General features: G+C 43.7%; 18 protein-coding genes and 1 other RNA gene. 10 read left to right on the top strand and 9 right to left on the bottom strand.

The features are described 5' to 3' along the window. Window positions 1-184 precede the first annotated feature (184 nt). Window positions 185-853: an adenylate kinase gene (adk, locus tag IOD06_RS07195; protein ID WP_189584221.1), complete on the top strand. Its 669-nt coding sequence runs from the start codon at window positions 185-187 to the stop codon at window positions 851-853. Window positions 854-1,055: 202 nt separating this feature from the next. On the opposite strand, the gene secB is transcribed toward adk, so the two are convergent. The 4 genes from secB to rsgA form a co-directional block, all read right to left on the bottom strand. After that, window positions 1,056-1,508 (bottom strand): protein-export chaperone SecB, encoded by a 453-nt coding sequence (gene secB, locus IOD06_RS07190; RefSeq protein ID WP_010199239.1) that lies wholly within the window; start codon window positions 1,506-1,508, stop codon window positions 1,056-1,058. 205 nt (window positions 1,509-1,713) lie between these two features. Further along, window positions 1,714-1,977 carry a glutaredoxin 3 gene (gene grxC, locus IOD06_RS07185; RefSeq protein WP_010199242.1) on the bottom strand — a complete coding sequence of 88 codons (264 nt, stop codon included), beginning with the start codon at window positions 1,975-1,977 and terminating at the stop codon, window positions 1,714-1,716. Window positions 1,978-2,279: 302 nt separating this feature from the next. After that, entirely contained in the window at window positions 2,280-2,735 is a 456-nt protein-coding gene (locus IOD06_RS07180) for a rhodanese-like domain-containing protein (RefSeq protein WP_010199245.1), read from the bottom strand. A 141-nt stretch (window positions 2,736-2,876) separates the two neighbouring features. After that, window positions 2,877-3,980, bottom strand: a complete 1,104-nt coding sequence (rsgA, locus tag IOD06_RS07175) for a ribosome small subunit-dependent GTPase A (RefSeq protein WP_194620202.1) — start codon at window positions 3,978-3,980, stop codon at window positions 2,877-2,879. 229 nt (window positions 3,981-4,209) lie between these two features. Here rsgA and orn point away from each other — a divergent pair, with 229 nt between their 5' ends. Further along, window positions 4,210-4,797 carry an oligoribonuclease gene (orn, locus tag IOD06_RS07170; RefSeq protein WP_037033272.1) on the top strand — a complete coding sequence of 196 codons (588 nt, stop codon included), beginning with the start codon at window positions 4,210-4,212 and terminating at the stop codon, window positions 4,795-4,797. 115 nt (window positions 4,798-4,912) lie between these two features. Here the strand turns inward: orn and IOD06_RS07165 are convergent, their stop codons facing one another. Further along, window positions 4,913-5,755 (bottom strand): UDP-2,3-diacylglucosamine diphosphatase, encoded by an 843-nt coding sequence (locus IOD06_RS07165; RefSeq protein ID WP_194620201.1) that lies wholly within the window; start codon window positions 5,753-5,755, stop codon window positions 4,913-4,915. 101 nt (window positions 5,756-5,856) lie between these two features. Further along, the gene (locus IOD06_RS07160; RefSeq protein ID WP_010199251.1) at window positions 5,857-6,372 is read right to left on the bottom strand and encodes a peptidylprolyl isomerase; all 516 of its coding nucleotides are present in this window, start codon (window positions 6,370-6,372) and stop codon (window positions 5,857-5,859) included. A gap of 326 nt (window positions 6,373-6,698) precedes the next feature. Between IOD06_RS07160 and IOD06_RS07155 the strand changes: the two genes are divergently transcribed. The 5 genes from IOD06_RS07155 to IOD06_RS07135 all read left to right on the top strand — a co-directional run bounded on the left by IOD06_RS07155 (window position 6,699) and on the right by IOD06_RS07135 (window position 12,394). Further along, on the top strand, window positions 6,699-8,438 hold the full coding sequence (locus tag IOD06_RS07155) for a glutamine--tRNA ligase/YqeY domain fusion protein (RefSeq protein WP_194620200.1): 1,740 nt from the start codon (window positions 6,699-6,701) through the stop codon (window positions 8,436-8,438). Between the two features lie 146 nt (window positions 8,439-8,584). Next, on the top strand, window positions 8,585-9,331 hold the full coding sequence (locus IOD06_RS07150) for a phospholipase D family protein (protein ID WP_194620199.1): 747 nt from the start codon (window positions 8,585-8,587) through the stop codon (window positions 9,329-9,331). Between the two features lie 247 nt (window positions 9,332-9,578). Continuing rightward, window positions 9,579-10,217 carry a peroxiredoxin gene (locus tag IOD06_RS07145; protein WP_194620198.1) on the top strand — a complete coding sequence of 213 codons (639 nt, stop codon included), beginning with the start codon at window positions 9,579-9,581 and terminating at the stop codon, window positions 10,215-10,217. 230 nt (window positions 10,218-10,447) lie between these two features. Further along, window positions 10,448-11,110 (top strand): glutathione S-transferase family protein, encoded by a 663-nt coding sequence (locus IOD06_RS07140; protein ID WP_194620197.1) that lies wholly within the window; start codon window positions 10,448-10,450, stop codon window positions 11,108-11,110. Window positions 11,111-11,479: 369 nt separating this feature from the next. Then, window positions 11,480-12,394 (top strand): DUF4377 domain-containing protein, encoded by a 915-nt coding sequence (locus IOD06_RS07135; RefSeq protein ID WP_194620196.1) that lies wholly within the window; start codon window positions 11,480-11,482, stop codon window positions 12,392-12,394. A 129-nt stretch (window positions 12,395-12,523) separates the two neighbouring features. Here IOD06_RS07135 and ruvC read toward each other — a convergent pair whose 3' ends face one another. After that, window positions 12,524-13,108 carry a crossover junction endodeoxyribonuclease RuvC gene (ruvC, locus tag IOD06_RS07130; protein ID WP_010199263.1) on the bottom strand — a complete coding sequence of 195 codons (585 nt, stop codon included), beginning with the start codon at window positions 13,106-13,108 and terminating at the stop codon, window positions 12,524-12,526. A 259-nt stretch (window positions 13,109-13,367) separates the two neighbouring features. On the opposite strand from ruvC, the gene IOD06_RS07125 reads away from it, so the two are divergent. After that, complete coding sequence (locus tag IOD06_RS07125; protein ID WP_025652823.1) at window positions 13,368-13,991, top strand: FxsA family protein; 624 nt, start codon at window positions 13,368-13,370, stop codon at window positions 13,989-13,991. A 140-nt stretch (window positions 13,992-14,131) separates the two neighbouring features. Here IOD06_RS07125 and ssrS read toward each other — a convergent pair. Then, a non-coding RNA gene (ssrS, locus tag IOD06_RS07120) (6S RNA) lies at window positions 14,132-14,327 on the bottom strand. A gap of 352 nt (window positions 14,328-14,679) precedes the next feature. Between ssrS and gpmI the strand changes: the two genes are divergently transcribed. Then, window positions 14,680-16,335, top strand: a complete 1,656-nt coding sequence (gene gpmI / locus IOD06_RS07115; RefSeq protein WP_194620195.1) for a 2,3-bisphosphoglycerate-independent phosphoglycerate mutase — start codon at window positions 14,680-14,682, stop codon at window positions 16,333-16,335. A 425-nt stretch (window positions 16,336-16,760) separates the two neighbouring features. Beyond that, entirely contained in the window at window positions 16,761-18,197 is a 1,437-nt protein-coding gene (locus tag IOD06_RS07110; RefSeq protein WP_227669945.1) for a S41 family peptidase, read from the top strand. 97 nt (window positions 18,198-18,294) lie between these two features. On the opposite strand, the gene IOD06_RS07105 is transcribed toward IOD06_RS07110, so the two are convergent. After that, complete coding sequence (locus IOD06_RS07105; RefSeq protein WP_194620192.1) at window positions 18,295-19,998, bottom strand: sigma-54 dependent transcriptional regulator; 1,704 nt, start codon at window positions 19,996-19,998, stop codon at window positions 18,295-18,297. Window position 19,999: the final 1 nt, after the last annotated feature.

Below are 19,999 nucleotides of genomic sequence, written 5' to 3'. Positions count from 1 at the left end.
ACTGCTGTTGCCCGTCGGAGTCACGCGCAATAGCATTATATGAACAGATAAGTCATGGCAACTTATCACAGTAATAATGAAAATACTTGAGCTTTGCAAAGCCACAAGGTAAGGTAGCTTTGCAATCAACCAATCCCTGATTTTTATTTGTCCCAAAATCCCATTTATTAAGGAGAGTCGTGTAATGATGCGTATTATTTTGCTAGGTCCACCAGGCGCCGGTAAAGGTACCCAAGCCCAGTTTATCTCTAAAGAATATGATATTCCGCAGATCTCAACGGGTGATATGCTGCGTGCAGCAATCAAAGAAGGTAGCGAGCTTGGCAAACAAGCCAAAGACATTATGAATGCTGGTGGTTTGGTTTCTGACGATCTCATCATCAACCTAGTGAAAGAACGTATCGCTAAGCCTGATTGCGCGAATGGTTGTATTTTGGATGGTTTTCCGCGTACGATTCCACAGGCGCAAGCACTTGCTGATGCAGACGTTGCGATTGATCATGTGATTGAAATCAGTGTGCCTGATGATGAAATCGTCAATCGCCTATCTGGTCGTCGCCAGCATCCAGGCTCAGGTCGCGTTTATCATGTCGATCATAATCCACCGAAGCAAGAAGGCCTTGATGATGTGACTGGCGAAGCGCTTATCCAGCGTGAAGACGATGAAGAGTCTACCATTCGCGACCGTCTGTCTACTTATCATGAGCAAACATCAGCGCTCGTTGGTTTTTATCAAGACAAAGCCAAAGAAGGCGGCGATGTTGGTAATGCAGCGCCTAACTATGACAAGTTTGATGGTACTCAAGGCATCGATGAGGTTAAGCAACAAATCTTATCCGCTCTAAAGGGCTAGCTATCGATTGTAAATGATAGATGTAGTCAGTAAAAACCCTGTTCATTAGCAGGGTTTTTTTATGTCCAAAAATTGATAGTTATAAAACTGCCTTAACATTATGGAAACCAATCCATAAAAAAAGCCGCTCACTCATCATGAGTAAACGGCTTTTTTATCAAAATATATGACTTATAAAGTCAGTACACTTCTGATTTAAAACTTATGCGTTACCTTCAGCATCTACTTGCGCTTGTTGCTGGCTTTGCGCGTAAGCTTGATCAAAATTTACGGGTGCTAGCAATAACTGCGGGAAGCTACCACGCGTCACGATGTCGCTGATGACTTCGCGAGCGTATGGGAATAGCACGTTAGGGCAGTATGCACCTAAAATTTGACCAATTTGATCTTCTGGAATATCTTTTAATAAGAAAATACCGGCTTGATGCACTTCAGCGATAAACGCCGCTTCATCTGCGTTTTTAGCCGTGACGCTTACCGTCAAAATTACTTGATAATGATCGTCGTCAAGTTTTTCAGCGTTACTTGATAAGTTGATATCCAGCTCAGGGTTCCACTCTTTGGTGAATACGCCAGCGCCTGGTACTTCAAGTGACATGTCTTTGACATAAATGCGTTCTAGTGCCAATTGTGGTTGTGCTTGTTCTTCAGCCATGATAATTCCTCTAAAAGTTAATCAAATGAGTGGGCAAATAATAATTGTAATATAAATCGAGACTATGTTTCGAGGTTATTTAGACATTATCTCGATATTTTTTTTACCAATTTTTTATTCTTGCCGTTGTTGATCTTCGAATATCAAATCTTTACAAACGCAAAGATAGCACAGGTAAAGAATGACAGTCAGCAAAGTTAACAGATTAACCTGCTAATAGCTCGTCAAGTTTGCCCTGTTGGTTCATTTGATTGAGCTCATCAAAACCACCAACGAAAGTCTCACCGACGAAAATTTGTGGTACGGTGCGATAGTTATTGGTTTTTTGCATCAAAGCACGGCGCTCATCGCTGCTCATGTCATGCATACCGATTTCTTCATAGTCAACGCCTTTAGATTTTAGCAGTTGTTTGGCGTTTGAGCAGTAAGGGCAGATAGGAGTGGTGTAAACTTTAACAGATACAGTCATGGTAAATCCTTATTTATCAGTTTATGCGGCAACAGTTTTATTATAAACACTCATGTTATAAAAAATATTATAATCCGTCACCAACGAGTAAATTACAAACGTAATTGATTATGCTCATTATAAAGTGGGGATGGGTAGCATAAATTCAAGCTGGCTAAGCCCAAAAGGTGTGACAGTAGCATAAATGCCACACAAAAAAAGACACCCAATGAAGAAGTGTCTTTTTTCTAACTTTGCGCTGCTAGTAGTGAGAACGAGCGTGTAGCCTGAGCAAGCTATTTAATTAAGTAGGTTTACGCAAGCTACTTATGCAAGCTCGGTTTTGCCTTACCTTTATTCTTAGATTTGGCATCTTTTACACCGACCAATGGCATGCCAGCACTTTGCCAACCGCCAACACCGCCTTCTAAGCGGTAAACACTGTCTTTGCCAATCATTTGGATGGCTGCGCCTGCTTGCACGCCCATATCGCAAATGATGATGACTGGATGCTCAATCGCACGAATCTCTTCGATGCGGTCTTTGAGATCAGTAAAAGGTATGTTGCGGCTGCCTTGGATATAACCGGTCTCAAACTTCTTTTTGGCTCGAATATCGATAAGCTGCGCGTTTTGCGAGTTCACCATCATCCCAAGGGTATTGGGTGATATTTTCTTACCGCTACGTTTGTTTTCGATGGCAAAGAACAGTACGGCAAGTACGGCTAATATGCCAAATAAAAACGGGTGGTTACCCACAAATTCTAGCGCACGATCCAAAACATACCTCCAAAAATGAGTGTTCTGTTAAGCTGAGAAGACAGCCTAACGATATTGAACAAGGCGCTATTATACCGATAAGGTCATCTATAGTAAACGTGCGATGCTCAACCTAATGTTTAACAGTTAATAAGGCAACGGTTAATAAGGTTTGGTGTCAGCTTCTTCTCTTAGCGTCACCAAATTTTCAACGCGGCGTTGCAGCACTTCACCGTCAGCAACGGCTTGCCATAACGCGCAGCCTTTACTGTTGTGAGTGTGGCGACAATCACGGAATTGGCAGTCACCTGACAGTGGTGCAAGCTCAACGAAGCCTGAGATGATATCATCCGGTGTCAAATGCCAAATACCATATTCGCGAATACCTGGCGTATCAACGATACCGCCTTGGGTTAAATCATCAGGGTTGAAGGGTAACAGACGGCTGGTGGTGGTGGTATGTTGACCAAGCTTTGAGTTCTCAGAGATGATATTGACGATCTGCCCAGAGTCTGGCAATAGCGCATTGATTAAACTGCTTTTACCAACGCCCGATTGTCCGGCAAAAATAACCAGCTTTTTATCTATGTAGCGCTTGAGCTCATCCAGTCCTTCTTGTTCATCGCTATCTGCGACGTTTTCTGGGCAATCAACTGAGGTTAATACGCTCTCATAACCAAGGGCAGCATACTGTGCCAACAGCTCACTGGTATCGACGCCGTTTTCTGCTGCTAGTAAATCGGCTTTATTCAGCACCAATAGTGGCTTTACACCAGCATGATGACAGACGACCAAATAGCGATCGATTAAAGTTGGTGCAGCAGCAGGCAGCGGCGCAAACACAATGGCGAGAATATCGACATTGGCAGCAACCGGTTTGAGCTTATGATAGCGATCAGGCCGTGAGACGAGAGACGTGCGCGGTTTGACTGATTCGATACGTCCAAAGCCCGTATTAGAATCGGCGCTCCAGCGTACTTGGTCACCAGCGGCCAGCATCGGCAAGTTGGTACGTACATGACAGCGCCAAATATCACCCAATTCAAGCGTTTGCCAAAACGGCTCAGGATCATCAGGGGCAACTGCTGGCTGCGCTGGGATGACCGCTGGCAAGCTGGTGACTTGTACTTCTAATTGCTTACCATAGTGCGCCATGACCACGCCATCCATCAAACTCTCATCGATGCTGTCTTGACTGATCAGCTGTTGTTTGTCGATGCGCCGAATCTGTTGTTTGGTCAGCTTGCGTTGCCGGATTAATGCCATGAGAGTGTGACCTATTAAAAAAATATTGCTAAGTGTAGCGTGAAAATTTGCTAACATACAGCCTAAAGCGCCTGTGCCAGACAGTGGTTTTGTAATGTTTAAGTTTTTTTGGATGTTATGAGCTACTAAGCGCACAGCAATGCCATCTGCGCGTTGCCAGCTGGCGATGATTTACGTAAGTAATACTGCGCCAAAGTTGTTCCACACTTTTTTGACCATAGGACAAAATATGAGTACCGATGACCATCCCAATAAGATTAAAATCAGAAACCAAGGCAAAAAAGGGCTGGTATGGATTGACCTAGAAATGACCGGACTTGATACCATCAACGATGAGATTATCGAGATTGCTACCGTGGTGACGGATGAGGATCTCAATGTCCTTGCTGAAGGACCTGTATTCGCTATCAAAGTGTCTGACCGTATTTTAAACGGCATGGATGATTGGAATACCAAGCAGCATGGGCAGTCAGGGTTGGTGGATCGTGTGCGCCGTAGTACCGTGACATTGGCAGAAGCTGAAGCTGAGACGATTAAGTTCCTCAATAAATGGGTCGATAGCGGCAAGTCACCTATGTGTGGCAACTCCATCTGTCAAGATCGCCGCTTTATGGCGCGCCAAATGCCAGAGCTTGAGCGATTCTTCCATTATCGCAACCTCGATGTGTCATCGATTAAAGAGCTGTGTTTCCGCTGGCGTCCTGATATTCTCAGAAACTTTGAAAAAGGTGGCAGTCATTTAGCATTGGATGATATTCGCGATTCTATCCGTGAGCTAAAACATTATCGTCAGCATTTCTTTAAACTCATGCCTTAGGATAATGGTTAGCAGAATAGCGATTCGCAGAATGTGAAATGGTACAAAAAAGGGTCTGTTACTTATGCAACAGACCCTTTTTCTTTTAAATGAAAAGTACTTAATGAGGCGCACCCTACACTAAATAGCTAAACTCAACCAAATCAAATTCTGTATGGTCGTTTTCTACGCTGGCCTCTGTCACAACTGCGCCAATCACCGCACTGACTTTGGGTTGGCGTGTTTCTTCATCGAGCAAGCGCCAATCCCCAAGGACATAACGTATCTTGTCATTATCCCTTTGATGAATGGCAGGACGATGAGTATGTCCATGTAATAGCGCATCATTGTTATTCACTGCGGCTGCCACAGCTTTGTCATTAACATCCATAATATGCGCGGCTTTATTGGCATTGTTCTTTTGACTTTTTTTACGCATGTTATCGGCGATAGCCAGACGTTTTTTTAGCGGTTTGTTCAGCAAATACCATTGGGTCATAGGATTGCGCATTACTTTGCGAAAAAACTGATACTTTTTATCATCAGTACACAAGGCATCGCCATGCTCTAAGCGGTAGTCTTGTTGACCGACTTTTAAGGCGTAAGGCTCAAAAATAAGCTCGCCACCGAATATATTACAAAAAGGCTGCCCCAATAGAAAATCACGGTTGCCATGCATGACTAAAATCTCGCAGCCAGCTACCCGTAGTTTTTTCAACTTAATGATAAGTGGGGTAAGCCAATGACTTTGTCGCTCCTCTTCTGATAAGGACAAATACACATCATCGCCTAGCCAAACTTCGAACCAATCGCCCAAAATGAATAGTCGCTTAAGCGCAGGCAAGGCAAGGCAATCATCCAATAGCGCCAAAAAAGCCTGCACTAAGGCAGGCTCTTCAGGCGATAAATGCAAATCGCTAATCAATACTTGCCGCACCTCATGAGGGCGGGTGGTAATTAGATGGTCAAAACTTTGCATTTATCCTTATCCTCGTGACTTGTCATAAGCTTCTATCAATAATGCTTATATCTTAACTATCACTTAATAACCATTACTTAATAACTATTACTTAATAACTATTACTGAGTAATGATGGTCGCTGAGTTGATAACGACTGGCTCTTTTGGTACGTCAGCATGCATGCCGAAACGACCAGTAGGAACGCCGCGCATTTTTTCGATCACATCCATACCGCTTGTTACTTTACCAAATACAGTGTAGCCCCAACCTTGCATGTTTTTGCCAGAGTGGTTTAGGAAATCGTTGTCTTTTACGTTAACGAAAAACTGACTGGTTGCTGAATGTGGATCTTGGGTACGTGCCATCGCAATCGTACCAGCATCATTTTTTAGACCATTGTCTGCTTCGTTTTCAACTGGGGCATTGGTTGCTTTTTCATTCATTTCAGCGTCCATTCCGCCGCCTTGAATCATAAAGCCGTCAATGATGCGATGAAAAATCGTGCCATCATAATGACCAGATTTTACATAGTTTAAAAAGTTTTCTACGGTTTTTGGCGCTTTTTCTTCATTGAGTTCGATAACGATCGCACCCATATTGGTTTCAAGCTCTACTACTGGTGGCATGTCTACCATAAGATATTCCTTTTTGATTGCAGCGCCTAAAATGACGCTGTTAAGTGGTGGATAAAAAGTTGGTGGTTAAAAGTTATGGCTAGTCTAACGGCTTTTTTATCCCGTGTCATGTATCTGGCTGTTAATGCGTTTGCAAAAGCTGATAGAATAACGCAACTTTCCATTTTTAATGATTTTTGAACGCTGATTTTAACAGCGCCAATTTTAACAATTAGGTTTATGATCATCCATTTTTAGTAGCTTAGTTTTAGTAGTTTGGTTTAAGTTTTCATGAGGCGTGATGGCACGCTGCATGAATGGACAATTTGCGTTAGGAGCAATGCCCGATGAGTGAGCACTCAAGCAACAATGCACAAAAAGATGAACAAAAAAACGACTTTATTCGTAATATCATTCGTGACGATGTCAATGCGCAAAAATACCAGCAGATTGTGACCCGTTTTCCGCCTGAGCCAAATGGCTACTTGCATTTGGGTCACGTAAAGTCTATTTGTCTAAACTTTGGCGTCGCTAAAGAGTTTGGTGGTATCTGTCATTTGCGCTATGACGACACCAACCCAACGGCCGAAAAGCAAGATTACATCGATAATATAAAAAACGATGTGCAATGGTTGGGCTTTGACTGGGCAGGCGAGGCGCTGCATGCTTCTAGCTACTTCGACCAGCTATATGTCTGGGCGGTGCAATTGATCGAGCAGGGCGATGCATACGTTGACCTACAGACCCCTGAGCAAATCAAAGAAAATCGTGGCTCATTCAATGAAGCAGGCAAAGCATCACCGCAGCGTGATGCCAGCGTAGCAGATAATTCAGCATTGTTTGAAGACATGAAAAACGGCAAATATGCAGACGGTACTGCCGTATTACGTGCCAAAATTGACATGACTGATGCCAATATGAATATGCGCGACCCAATTATCTACCGTGTGATGCATCAAGAACATCATCAGACCGGTGATAAATGGTGCATCTATCCTATGTATGATTTTGCCCATCCGTTGTCAGATGCCTTAGAAGGCATTACTCATTCGTTATGTACCCTTGAGTTTGAAGACCATCGTCCGTTTTATGATTGGATTGTCAATAAAATCGGCTTCGAGCAACCGCCGCATCAGTATGAGTTCTCACGCCTCAATGTTGACCATACATTGACCAGTAAGCGTAAGCTCAAGCAATTGGTCGATGAAGCTATCGTCGATGGCTGGGATGATCCACGCATGCCAACCGTCGCTGGTATGCGTCGTCGCGGCTATACGCCTGAAGGCTTGCGTGATTTCTGTGATCGCGTTGGTGTCTCCAAAGCAGATGGCGTGACCGATATGCGTTTGCTAGAATTTAGTATTCGTCAGTCGTTAGACAATACTACAGCACGTGGTATGGCAGTGCTTAAGCCATTAAAAGTGACCATTACTAACTTCAGCGATGCGGTCAGTCAGTGGGAAATGCTAAAAGCGGACAGCGTCAATGCGCGCTTTGACGCTGAGGCACAAACCTTATGGTTGACGCAGCCAAACCATCCTAATATCGATATGGGCGAGCGTGAGATTCCGTTTACCGAGACCCTTTATATCGATAAAGGTGATTATGAGATTGAACCGCCAGCAGGCTATAAGCGTCTATCACCTGAAAAGCCAGAAATTCGTTTGCGTAATACTTATGTATTGGCCGTGACCGAGCATATTACCGATGATAGTGGCAACGTCGTGGAGCTAAAAGCGACGATTGATCCGACGACTTTGGGTCAAAATCCTGAAGGCCGCAAGGTTAAAGGCGTGATTCATTGGGTATCGGCGAGCCAAGGGATTCCAGCCACCGTGCGTCTATACGAGCCGCTATTTAGTGTCGAAGATCCGAGTAATGTCAGTGACGTCCATCAAGCATTGAACCCTAACTCATTGACTAAACTTAATGCCGTGGTTGAGCCATCATTGGTCAATGCTGATGCTGGCACGCGCTTCCAGTTTGAGCGTGAAGGCTACTTTATCTCTGATAGCGAAGAGCACAGTAGTGACCAGCCCGTGTTTAATCAAATTGTCAGCTTGCGTGACAGTTATAAACCAGCTTAATCTGTGTCAGTCGTAGCCTTATCGATAGTATTTTAATCTGATAATCAACAATAGTAGTTTGCAATGTTGCCCATTTCTAGTACGCTAGGGATGGGTTTTTTTGTGACTACGCAAAAATTTTGATAATAGATGTTGGGGGCATTAGAATGGCAAAGTTTTTAAATAGCAGTGGGACGACTTATCATTTAGAAGAGTTGATTAAAAACGCGTCTGACAGATTGATTATTATCAGCCCCTATTTAAAACTCAATGAGCGCATCAAAGAGCTATTAGAGGATCGTAACCGTCTTAAAATCGATATTCGCATTGTCTATGGCAAAAATGACTTGCACCCCGAAGAGATTAATTGGCTGAAAAACCTCACTTTTATCCGTACCAGCTTTTGCAAAAACTTGCATGCCAAATGCTACCTTAACGAAAATGAGTGCATCATTACCAGTCTGAATCTCTATGAATTTAGCCAAGTCAATAATAATGAAATGGGTGTGCTGATTTACCGCAACGAAGACGCCAAGCTTTATGCCGACACTTACGAGGAAGCCCAGCGCATTATTCGTATCAGTGATGAAGTCCGCATGTCCCTTGAAAAAGTAAGCGGATCTGATAACAAGACTGACTCTAATGCTAAAACGGCAAGCGCTACTGTTCAAGCGACGGCTATCGCCACTACAGAAGCGGCAACGCCTAATTACTCCAAGCTTACTACGGCGAAGCTTGCGAAAGAATTAGGCTTGAAGACGCAAGAATTAAACGACAAGCTCCTTGCCGCAGGCTATCTAGTAGAGCAAGAAGGTGAGTTGGTATTGACGGATATTGGACGTACGGCTGGAGGCACTAGCAAACGCGGTAAATTTGGTGAGTTTTGTTTGTGGGATTCAGGAATGGTGGTTTAAATAAAAACTCTATCATCTGTTATTTTTTCAAACCCAAATGGTATAACCGCATTACAATCCGTCACAAGACATTGATAATCAGTTTGTTAAGATAAAGTAAGTTTTTCCTGACGTGTAGCCAGTCCTTTCTTATAGCGGCGCACGTCAATGATAATAATAGAGCGCATGATTTTCTTTATATGCTAATGCTTAAACATTGGCTTTTAGAGACCAGCGCTCATCACTAACAACAGCTAAGGAATTAAGCATGGCACATTTACGTTTAGGTGATAGCGCACCGAATTTTGACGCCACTACGACAGACGGCGACATCAATTTTTATGATTGGGCAGGAGATAGCTGGGTGGTTTTCTTTTCACATCCTGCAGACTACACGCCAGTATGTACGACTGAGCTTGGTCGTACCGCGGCATTAGGCGGCGAGTTTCAAAAGCGCAATGTGAAACCAATTGCTTTATCAGTTGATGGCTTAGAAGATCACAAAGGCTGGGTTGGCGATATTGAAGAGACTCAAGGAACTGCTGTCAACTTTCCAATCATTGCTGATTCTGAGCGCGCCGTGGCCAATCTTTATGACATGATTCATCCCAATGCGGATAATACAGCGACGGTTAGAAGTGTCTTTATTATTGATCCTAACAAAAAAGTACGTTTGACCTTAACGTATCCAGCCAGCTGTGGTCGTAATTTCGACGAGATTATTCGCGTTATTGACGCTATGCAATTGTCGGACAAATATAACGTCGCCACTCCCGTCGACTGGAAAGACGGCGATGATGTCATCATTCCACCAAGCGTAAAAAATGAAGACATTGCGGCCAATTATCCTAAAGGTCATACAGAAATTAAGCCTTATTTGCGCACCACGCCAGCGCCTAACAAATAAAGTGCGCGTTTTTATAATTGCTTAAAAAATAAAAACCCTATAACTTACTGTTATGGGGTTTTTTACTATTCATATCACAAGCAGCGACAAGGTTTTGCTATGATAAAAAAACCAATAGTCACTGCGCTAAGCGAGCAATAATAAACTTCTGTGCTTTGATAATATAACGATAATCATAAAAATTTACCGTTATCGTTCTTTTCGGAAATAATACTTAAAAGGAATTTGCCATGAAAAAACTATATATAACCCGTACTGCACCTAACCCTCGTAAAGCCCTTATTTTGCTTGCATCAAAAGGCATTGATGTCGATGATATGGATGACATCGACGTGATAGACATTGATTTTGCTGCTAACGAGCAGATGTCAGAGGCTTTCACTCAAATGAATCCGATGCAGACGGTACCTGTTTTAACGTTAGATGATGGTACGATGCTCAATGATTCGCAGGCGGTTTGTGAGTATCTTGATCGCGTTTATGGTGAGCGCTCAGTGATGGGTAACGATGTGGTACAGCGTGCCCAAGTTTGTTCTATGCGCCGCATCGCGGAGTTTGAAATATTGTACAACTTGATGCTGGCATTTCAGCACAGTCATCCATTAAAGGCACAACGTGTTGATCAAGTACCAGAATTTGTAGCCCCGTCCATTGCGCGCGCTGTCAAAGCCTTAGCATATTTCGAAACAAGTTTAGAAGGTCATGAGTATCTAGTCGGGGATCAACTGAGCTTTGCAGATATCGTGCTATATCTTGGTTTGGACTTTGGTAAGGCATTAAAAGTAGACCCCAAGGCTCATGGCGCGAATCTTGCGCGATTTTATGAAAAAATGCATGAGCGTTTTAGTATTAAAAAACTGGCAAAAGCAGAACCTAAAGCGACCAATGAGTAGTGGACAGTAAATAAATCTGATTTTTTCTGTGCAATTAGAATATGTTACATCGTCAATCGTGCTTTAGGTTTTAGTGATTTGAAGTGCTAACTATCAACTTTGTAAATAGCTGTATTGAACACCCAAATAGGGATGGTTAACAAGAACTGTTAGCCATCCCTATTTTTTGGAAACTCACTATGTTTATTTATTAAAAAATCATTAATAAAATGAAACGTTTCATTACATACGATAATAGGATCGAGGTTATAGTGGTTAAATTGTATCGGATTGCTGCTATTGGTTTTGTTTTATGAATAGCTATAAGAATCCTTATAAGTTAATACAGTCATAGCAGGCATCAGATAAGCTTAGTAAGAGAGGCGTAGTATGGTAGACATAAAAAGGCAACCAATCACAAAACTACTGTTATTATCCAGCGTATTGGCAGTCAGTCTGACACTAGGTGCTTGTCAAAAAAATGCCCCATCTACGGAGAGCGAAGGGACAGATGCTACGGCAAGTGCAGAGATGAGGGCTACGCTAGCAAACACAGAAGTTGAGCCTGATGCTAATGAGACAGTGGCGGCATCTGAAGTAACTGAGCTCAGCGTCGAACAACAGATGATTGCCAATCTTGCGCGCCATCGTTGGACACTGATGACTGCCAAAGGTGCGAGCGATCAACCATTAGCGCCCCTGATAAATATCAAGGATCAGGTGACGCTGTTATTTAATCAAGGTCAAGATACCTTAAGTTATAGCGTTGGCTGCAATACGATGAGCGCTGCCTATGAATTACAAGCTCAAAGGTTAACGATAGAAGATAGTATGAGCACTAAGATGTCGTGTGGCAATCTTGATAGCGCAGAGAGTCTTTTAAATACGCTCATGCAAGGTAGTAGCGAGTTAACTGTCACTGAAGGTGAGACGCCACTATTGACCCAAGTGACTAATGATTCGATGACCTTGATTTGGACAGGTAGGCTCACTTCACAAGCCAAATATAATAGCAAAGGTGAGACCGTCTTTTGGGCAGTAAGTAGTGAAAAAATCGCTTGTGGCGATGCTGACTCTAGGATGTGTCTGCAAGTCAAGCCTGTCACTTATAATGATCAAGGCCTGAAAACCAGCGAAGGCAAGTGGACAGCATTCAAGGGTGACATTGATGGCTATCAACACGACGGCATGCACGAAGAAGTATTACGCCTACAACGCTACCAGATCGACAATAACGAGAGTGCAGAAGGCGAAGAATATGCTTATGTGTTAGATGCGGTGATTGAGAGTGCCGTCGCAGAGTAGAGGACGGGTGAAGCTATTTTATTATTATAGTTAAATGATTTGAATCATTTAGATGGTTGAAACAAAAAACACGCGCCATTTGATCGCGTGTTTTTTTTATGGTTGTTTGCTGTATTTTGGCTTCTTATCTTATCGTAAATTACCTAAATCTTCTTCTGTCAAACGCCAGCGACCTTTTTTCTTAGATGCCCCGCGTCCACGCATAGCGCTATTTAGGAGCAACTTGTTCATTGAATGGCTTGAATGCGCATGACAAATAGCGCAGGCAAGACCATCAGCGGCATCTTGTTGTGGTACGACATCTAAAGACAGTATCCGGCAGACCATCTCTTGTACTTGCTCTTTGGCTGCGGCACCATAACCGCACACAGCTTGCTTGATCTGGCGTGCGGTATATTCTGATACTTCCAAATCCAGTGCCACCATCGCTGCAATGGCTGCGCCTCGTGCTTGCCCCAGTTTCAGCGCAGAATCTGGGTTTTCTGCCATAAACACCTGTTCAATTGCCGTATAGATAGGCTCTTCTGCATATTTTAAATGATGCTGAGTAATACGCGTCAAGCCATTAAAAATACGCTTTAGGCGTTCAGGCATCTCTTTGGTATCCGTACGAATAGTACCCGCATCAATATACGTCAGCTTATCGCCCGTTTGTTGCACGATACCATAACCCGTCATACGTGAGCCTGGGTCAATCCCGATAATAATTGCCATAATCTTCCGTCTTGCTCTCATTTTGTTTTATATTCAATCCTATATAAATCGGATACGGTGTCAGACTCGCTCAGCCTACTACTCGTAGTACTTTTACTCATCTTCCTTGTATCCAAATTATATTGCCCCGACTATATGGCTTAAAAATAGGCCTTAAGTTTGATAGTATAGCAATCAATCCCCATATACATCATATGTTAGCCATCTTAATTTGCATGGCGCTCAATTTATTGGTTTTTATTTTATAGGACGACACTTTATGGGTCAGATAGTTGGTATTGCCATCGTTTGGTTTATTATCGAGATGCTACTGTGGTATTTAATTGCTCAGTTTATGAGCGGTTGGTGGGTATTCATGTGGTTCATTATCGCCGCTGTCATCGGTATCACCTTTATTCGTAAAGGTATGGCAGCGCTAAATCCGATGGCTCAGCAAATGAAAGCGGGCGGCATGATGAACCCAGCGATGCGTCCACAAGAATCAACCATGCTTAAAAGTGTGGCCATGGCAGCGGCTGGCATTTTGCTACTTATTCCAGGTGTGCTTAGTGATTTGCTCGCGTTATTGGTGGTACTACCGCCGGTGCAAAAGAAGCTCAAAGACTTTGCTAATAATTACGTCATGAACAACCAACAAAAAATGATGGAGATGATGGCCAAACAGATGGGCGGCGGTCAAAACCCGTTCGGCGGTGCAGGTGGTATGGGTGGACAAAATCCATTTGGTGGCGCTGGCGGCGGTATTAATGGTCAAAACCCATTCGGTCAACAACAACAAAATCCGTTTGGGGATGTGTTCAAGCAGCATACAACTGTTGACGGCACGGCAAAAAATATACCTAAAGATGTCAAAAAGATTACCAAATCTGCTAATGATGAATAAAAGTTAGTGAAAAATCGAACATAAAAAAGCCCCTTACGTCAGTGACGAGAGGGGCTTTTTGGTGGTTGTTATCAGCTTTTTACAAACTTATAGGTATTAATAAACCTAGTGAATATAAATAGAGAGACAACTAACCGAATATAACAACCGAAGTGCCGCCGTAAGATGGTGACCCATGAACCGTGAAGTTCAGGGCGGATGCGTCATTGCCTCTGCAGGTTTCCTGATACACCGCAAGCGGTGCAGGCATACACAATGAAGCAATAGGTACCACATCCTGGTAAAGCATTATCGGCTCAGGGAATAAACATCTACTAGCCAACACTTCAGAATAGATTTATCTTAACCAATGGCATAGCTGATTGCAAGCGCGGTTTACAGATTTATACGTCTCTTTAGAAATGCGCAGCAATCATAGCAGCGGTATTTTATGAAGTAACTATAGTCATTCCAATATAAAAGTATTACTGCGTTGACCTCGCTTGAAGTATTAAATATACATTTACACTCGGTTGCCTTGTACTACTTTTAAATTGAATCGAATATAACAGAAAAAGGCTTGAAAGCGTTGAAACAGCAGGATAAACGCGCAGTTTTTCAGCAATTTCAAGATGTATGCTAATATAGACAACTTTCGACATCCTAATATAGCAGTATAGGCGTTCATTCACTTGAGGAGCGGTAATCTATGACCAGTACCCAGCAACAATCTGAATCTATTGACGACAATCAGGCGCAGCTTGATAGCAAGCAAGAAAGCGCACAGCATAAAAAAACACCGCATGTCTTAATGATATTGGACGGCTTTGGTCATCGTGAAGAAGACAAGGATAACGCCATTGCTGCGGCTAATATGCCGAATCTAGATAAGATCTATCAGCAATATCCACATGGATTGATTTCGGCGTCAGGTGAGGATGTTGGTTTGCCAGATGGTCAGTTTGGTAATTCTGAAGTGGGACATATGAACCTAGGTGCTGGTCGTGTGCTATATCAAGACTCAACCCGTATCTCAAGTGAGCTTGCCAATCGCGAGTTCTATAAAAACGAAGCCTTGGTCGATGCTGTCAAAGCGGCTAACGAAAAAGGGGGTAATGTCCATATTATGGGCTTGCTCTCTGATGGTGGCGTGCATTCGCATCAAGACCATATCGAAGGAATGTGTCACTCGGCATTGGTTCACGGTGCCAAAAACGTGTTTGTTCATTGTTTTTTAGATGGTCGTGATACGCCGCCTAAATCTGCTGATAAGTACATCAATCGTTTGCGTGAATACTTGAACAAGCTTAACGCCCATTATGAAGGTCGCGTACAGATTGCCAGTATCATCGGTCGCTATTATGCGATGGATCGTGACAATCGCTGGGATCGAGTACAGAAGGCCTATGAGCTTATTACGGAAGGTAAAGCCGATCGTCTATCTACCCGTGCTGATGGTGCTGTTCAAGCCGCTTACAAAGCCCGTGAAACTGATGAGTTTATCAATCCAACTACCGTGATTGAGAGCGGTGACACGCCCTATACCGTCGATGATAATGATGCACTTATCTTTATGAATTTTCGTGCTGATCGCGCTCGTGAGCTAGCGCAAGCGTTTGTGCTGCCAGATCATGAGTTTTCAGGTTTTGCCCGTCATAAACAGCCAAAACTGGCAGCATTTGTTATGTTGACCAAGTATTCAGATATTTTAGCGGATAGCCCGAAGACTAGTATTGCTTATTATCCGACGTCTTTGACCAATACGCTGGGTGAATATTTGCAAGCGCAAGGTAAAACGCAACTGCGTATTGCCGAAACTGAAAAATATGCGCATGTGACGTTTTTCTTTAGTGGTGGCCGCGAAGCAGAGTATAAAGGTGAGACACGTATTCTTGTGCCGTCGCCAGATGTCGCCACTTATGACTTGCAGCCAGAAATGAGCGCTCCTGAAGTGACCGATAAGTTGGTGGCTGCTATTGAGTCGGGCAAATATGATGTGCTAATCGTCAATTATGCCAACGGTGATATGGTAGGGCATACCGGTATCTTTGAAGCAGCCGTGCAAGCGGTAGAGGCGTTAGATGTCTGTGTTGGCCGTATTGAATCGGCAGTACGAGCAGCTGGCGGCGATATGCTCATTACCGCTGATCATGGCAATGTTGAGCAAATGCAAGACTACGAAAGCGGACAGGTACATACCCAACATACCACCGAGCATGTGCCTCTAATTTATATTGGTGAGCAAAAAGTGCAAGTACGTAGTGGCGGTAAGCTTAGCGATATCGCACCGACCATCTTGTCATTGATGAATATCGATGCGCCAGAAGAAATGACGGGCGAAAACCTATTGATTCCAGTATCGTGATTCAGTCATTCTGATACTTTCGCATGCTGGCTATGATAATGCCTATGATAATGCCATAAGCACAGCTGAAGCAGTCAGCGAATGAAAGATAAAGGGAAGGGTATCTATGCTCCTTCCCTTTTTTAGGATAGGATTTTAGCTTATACCATTCACAAAAATTAGAGCAGCAAGGAAAACGAGTATAAGTGCTACGCATTGTAGACTAAACGAGTTTGACACAGCTAATCGTACTTTTTGGGTTTGGTATCACTTGCAATACTACCCTAGTCTTGGCTGTGATCTTGATGCTACCTTACACGATATCATTCATTAATTACCCGATAACAATAACTTTGCATGTTTTCTTTTTATCTAGGTGAGTTTTTATGCATCCCATCTGTCTTATACGTTCGTCGGCGTCTAAACGACCAGAAAAGCCATCAATGATGACCGCATTGATAACGTCGACCGTCTTTAAACCCGTACTCATGGCCAGTCTCATAGGGTTGAATGTTGTTGGCATGCAAGCACAGGCTGCGACGAATAATGAAAGCAGCCCGACGGCCAGCCTACAGCTTATCAGTCTCGATGCTGATGAGATATCGGCAGAAAACGGTGCAGATAGTTTGTCTGATATCGCTGATATGTTGGATGCTGCTGACGCGTCTGATGATGCGATAGACAGCGTTGCAGATGAAAGTGCTTTGACCGATGAGGCAGACGATATCAATACGGATATCCCTGCTGAAGTAGACCAAGTGTCATTGAATGCTATTTCCCCTGAAACTCTAAAAACGTTTGTAGCGGTCGTAGATTTGGTACGCCGTGAATATGTGGACACGGTCAATGATGAAGAGTTATTTAATAATGCGATGAGTGGTATGTTGACCAAGCTTGATAGCCACGCTGAATTTTTGGATACTGAGGCCTACGAAAATCTGCGGGCTTTTACCGAAGGGGATGTCGGCGATATTGGTATCAAGGTGGTCTATCGACCAAAAGCTGGCTATTGGGTCGTCACAGAAGTTCTTAATGACTCACCCGCAGATAAAAAAGGCATCGCAGTCGGTGACTATCTGCATCAAGTTGATGAATTCAAATTAGATGACGACAGACAAACTAATGATGTTGAACAGCTTTTAACCGGTATTGCGGGCACACAAGTGGATATTGTGACTTCTAAAGCGGGTCGCCGCAAACATACCACGACTTTACAGCGTAACAATAACCACCCGCAAGTTATTGAGACACGGCTTGTTGATGGCATGGCGGTGATGAAATTGCCCGCTTTTCAAAACAACAGTCGTGAAAAGCTGCTGCAAGGTCTTATTAGCTTAGAAGCACCGATATCCGGTATTTTGTTAGACATGCGTGATAATCCAGGTGGTGTTTTAACCTCAGCGGTGAGTGTGGCTAGTTTGTTTATGGCGGACACTGATGTGGTACAAGTGAAAGGTCGGAAAGATGACTCTCGTGTTTTATCGACCCAAGGTGCTGCAATACTCAAGCCATTGCCCGTAGTGGTATTGCAAAACCGTTATTCTGCCTCAGCTGCAGAAGTATTAGCAAGCAGCTTGCAAGCGCAAAAACGTGCCACTATCGTCGGTGAGGTAAGCTATGGGAAAGGCTCGGTACAGTCGGTGATACCTGTGAATGACGAGCAGGCCGTGAAGTTAACCGTTGCCAATTATGTGACGGCGGCTGGCAATAAAATAGACGGTATCGGGGTCGAGCCTGATGTGGCTCTACTGGGTAATGAGAATACATGGGAGCAGCAGGCGCTTGATTTACTCAGGGCAAAAGCGCTCGCTTCGGGTATTCGCTTTGTGAGAAATTCAGCTGTAGAGGATAATACGCTCGAAGATCAGACAGACGAAAAGTAAATAGGTAATGATAGCTCTAAGCGTACTCTAATTGCCCAGCACCATTATTATGCTCAAAATTGATGATGTATTATGTTTAAATCTACAGACTCCAAAATCAATCGGACTGATCTTCAGCAATATCAAGTTTTTTCATGCGATAACGTAAAGAGCGAAACGTCGTTCCTAACAGTTCAGCGGCTTGGGTTTTGTTCCAGCCTGTTTGTTTAAGTGCGGTAATAATCAGATTTTTTTCTTGCTCTTGCAGATAGTGTTCTAGACCTTTGGCAGGCAACAACTGGCTTTGAAAATCCTCTTTTGACTCTGTTTGCTCGTCTTGAGTCGTATTACTGGCTGTTAACTCCTGCTCTATCGAAGAAATGGGGCTACGATCAGACTCGATGTTATTAGCCGTCGACCGCTGAATCGTGGAAGGGTAGTGCTGCGTAATCGTACGATATGGATGTAGGTTGGTCTTTGCTTGCTCAGATTGCTTCACCATCGAGGTTTGACCAATTTCTTCTTTGTTAATTACGGATGCGATTGCTGGCTGGTCGTCTTCTTTATAATTAGATGGGTTGGGAGTGGGCACTTTATGACTGGTTGCGTTGGTATTTTGACTTTGTTGAGTATTAATCTCTTGATGAGTATCAAGCTCTGCTAGACCCAGATGACTGACGTCAATGGTGTACGTTTCCGCCAATGTCACAGCACGTTCGAGTAGGTTGCGTAGCTCACGAACATTACCAGCAAAATCGTGATGCTGCAAGCGCTGGCAAGCCGCTGCTGTCAATGAGGGCGGGGTGTCCAACTGCCACTCTTTTGCGATCAGTGCTAAAAAATGCTTTGCTAAGACAGGAATATCATCACGCCGCGCATTAAGCGTGGGCAGTTTTAGTTCAATCACGTTAATGCGGTAATACAAATCTTGCCGAAACAGTCCGCTTTGTACCAATTGGTTCAAGTCTTTATGGGTCGCAGATAAGATGCGGATATCGACAGGCAGCTCTTTGGTATCACCGATGGCACGTACGGTTTTTTCTTGAATGGCACGTAGTAATTTGACTTGCATTGCCAAGGGCAAATCTGCTACTTCATCCAAAAATAACGTGCCACCGTTGGCTTGTTGGAACAAGCCTTGCTTATCAGCGACCGCTCCCGTAAAGCTGCCTTTTTTATGACCAAAAAATTCCGACTCCATCAGCTCGGAAGGGATTGCTCCGCAGTTCACCGGTACAAAACTGCCATCTCGACGTGGGCTTAAATCATGAATCAGCTTGGCAACCACCTCTTTACCTGTGCCCGAAGCACCGGATAAAAACACTGGCGCTTGTGAGCGTGCCAATTTTAAAATAGTGTTTTTGAGGGGATGCATAACGGCGGAGTCACCGATTAGACGGCTATCCAACATCTGTTGCTCAGGGGAGGATTCAGGTGTGGTTTCGGCTTCGTTATTTTGGTGAATAACCTTTAATGCATTTTCGACTAGCTGACGTAAACGTGGCAGCTCAAGCGGTTTATTGACGAAATCAAAAGCACCCAGTTTCAGTGCTTCAATAGCCAAATCCATACTACCGTGGGCAGTAATTACGGCTATCGGTGTACTAGAATTGTTGCTGATGTCCTTGACCAACTCTAGCCCTGAGCCATCTGGCAATTTGAGATCAGTCAAACAAAAGTCATAGCTGTTTTGCTGCCAGTAGGCGCGCGCCTGCGATAAGGTATAAGCCACATCGCTTTTGATCCCCATCTTGGTTAAGGTAATTTGCATCAAGCGGCACAAATCTACTTCATCATCAACGACTAGCGCGGTTACTGTCATA

Source organism: Psychrobacter sp. N25K4-3-2 (assembly GCF_015351755.1).
GTDB lineage: Bacteria > Pseudomonadota > Gammaproteobacteria > Pseudomonadales > Moraxellaceae > Psychrobacter > Psychrobacter glaciei.
The sequence above is the reverse complement of the archived record's forward strand: the minus strand, read 5'-3'. Positions and strand labels throughout refer to the sequence as shown.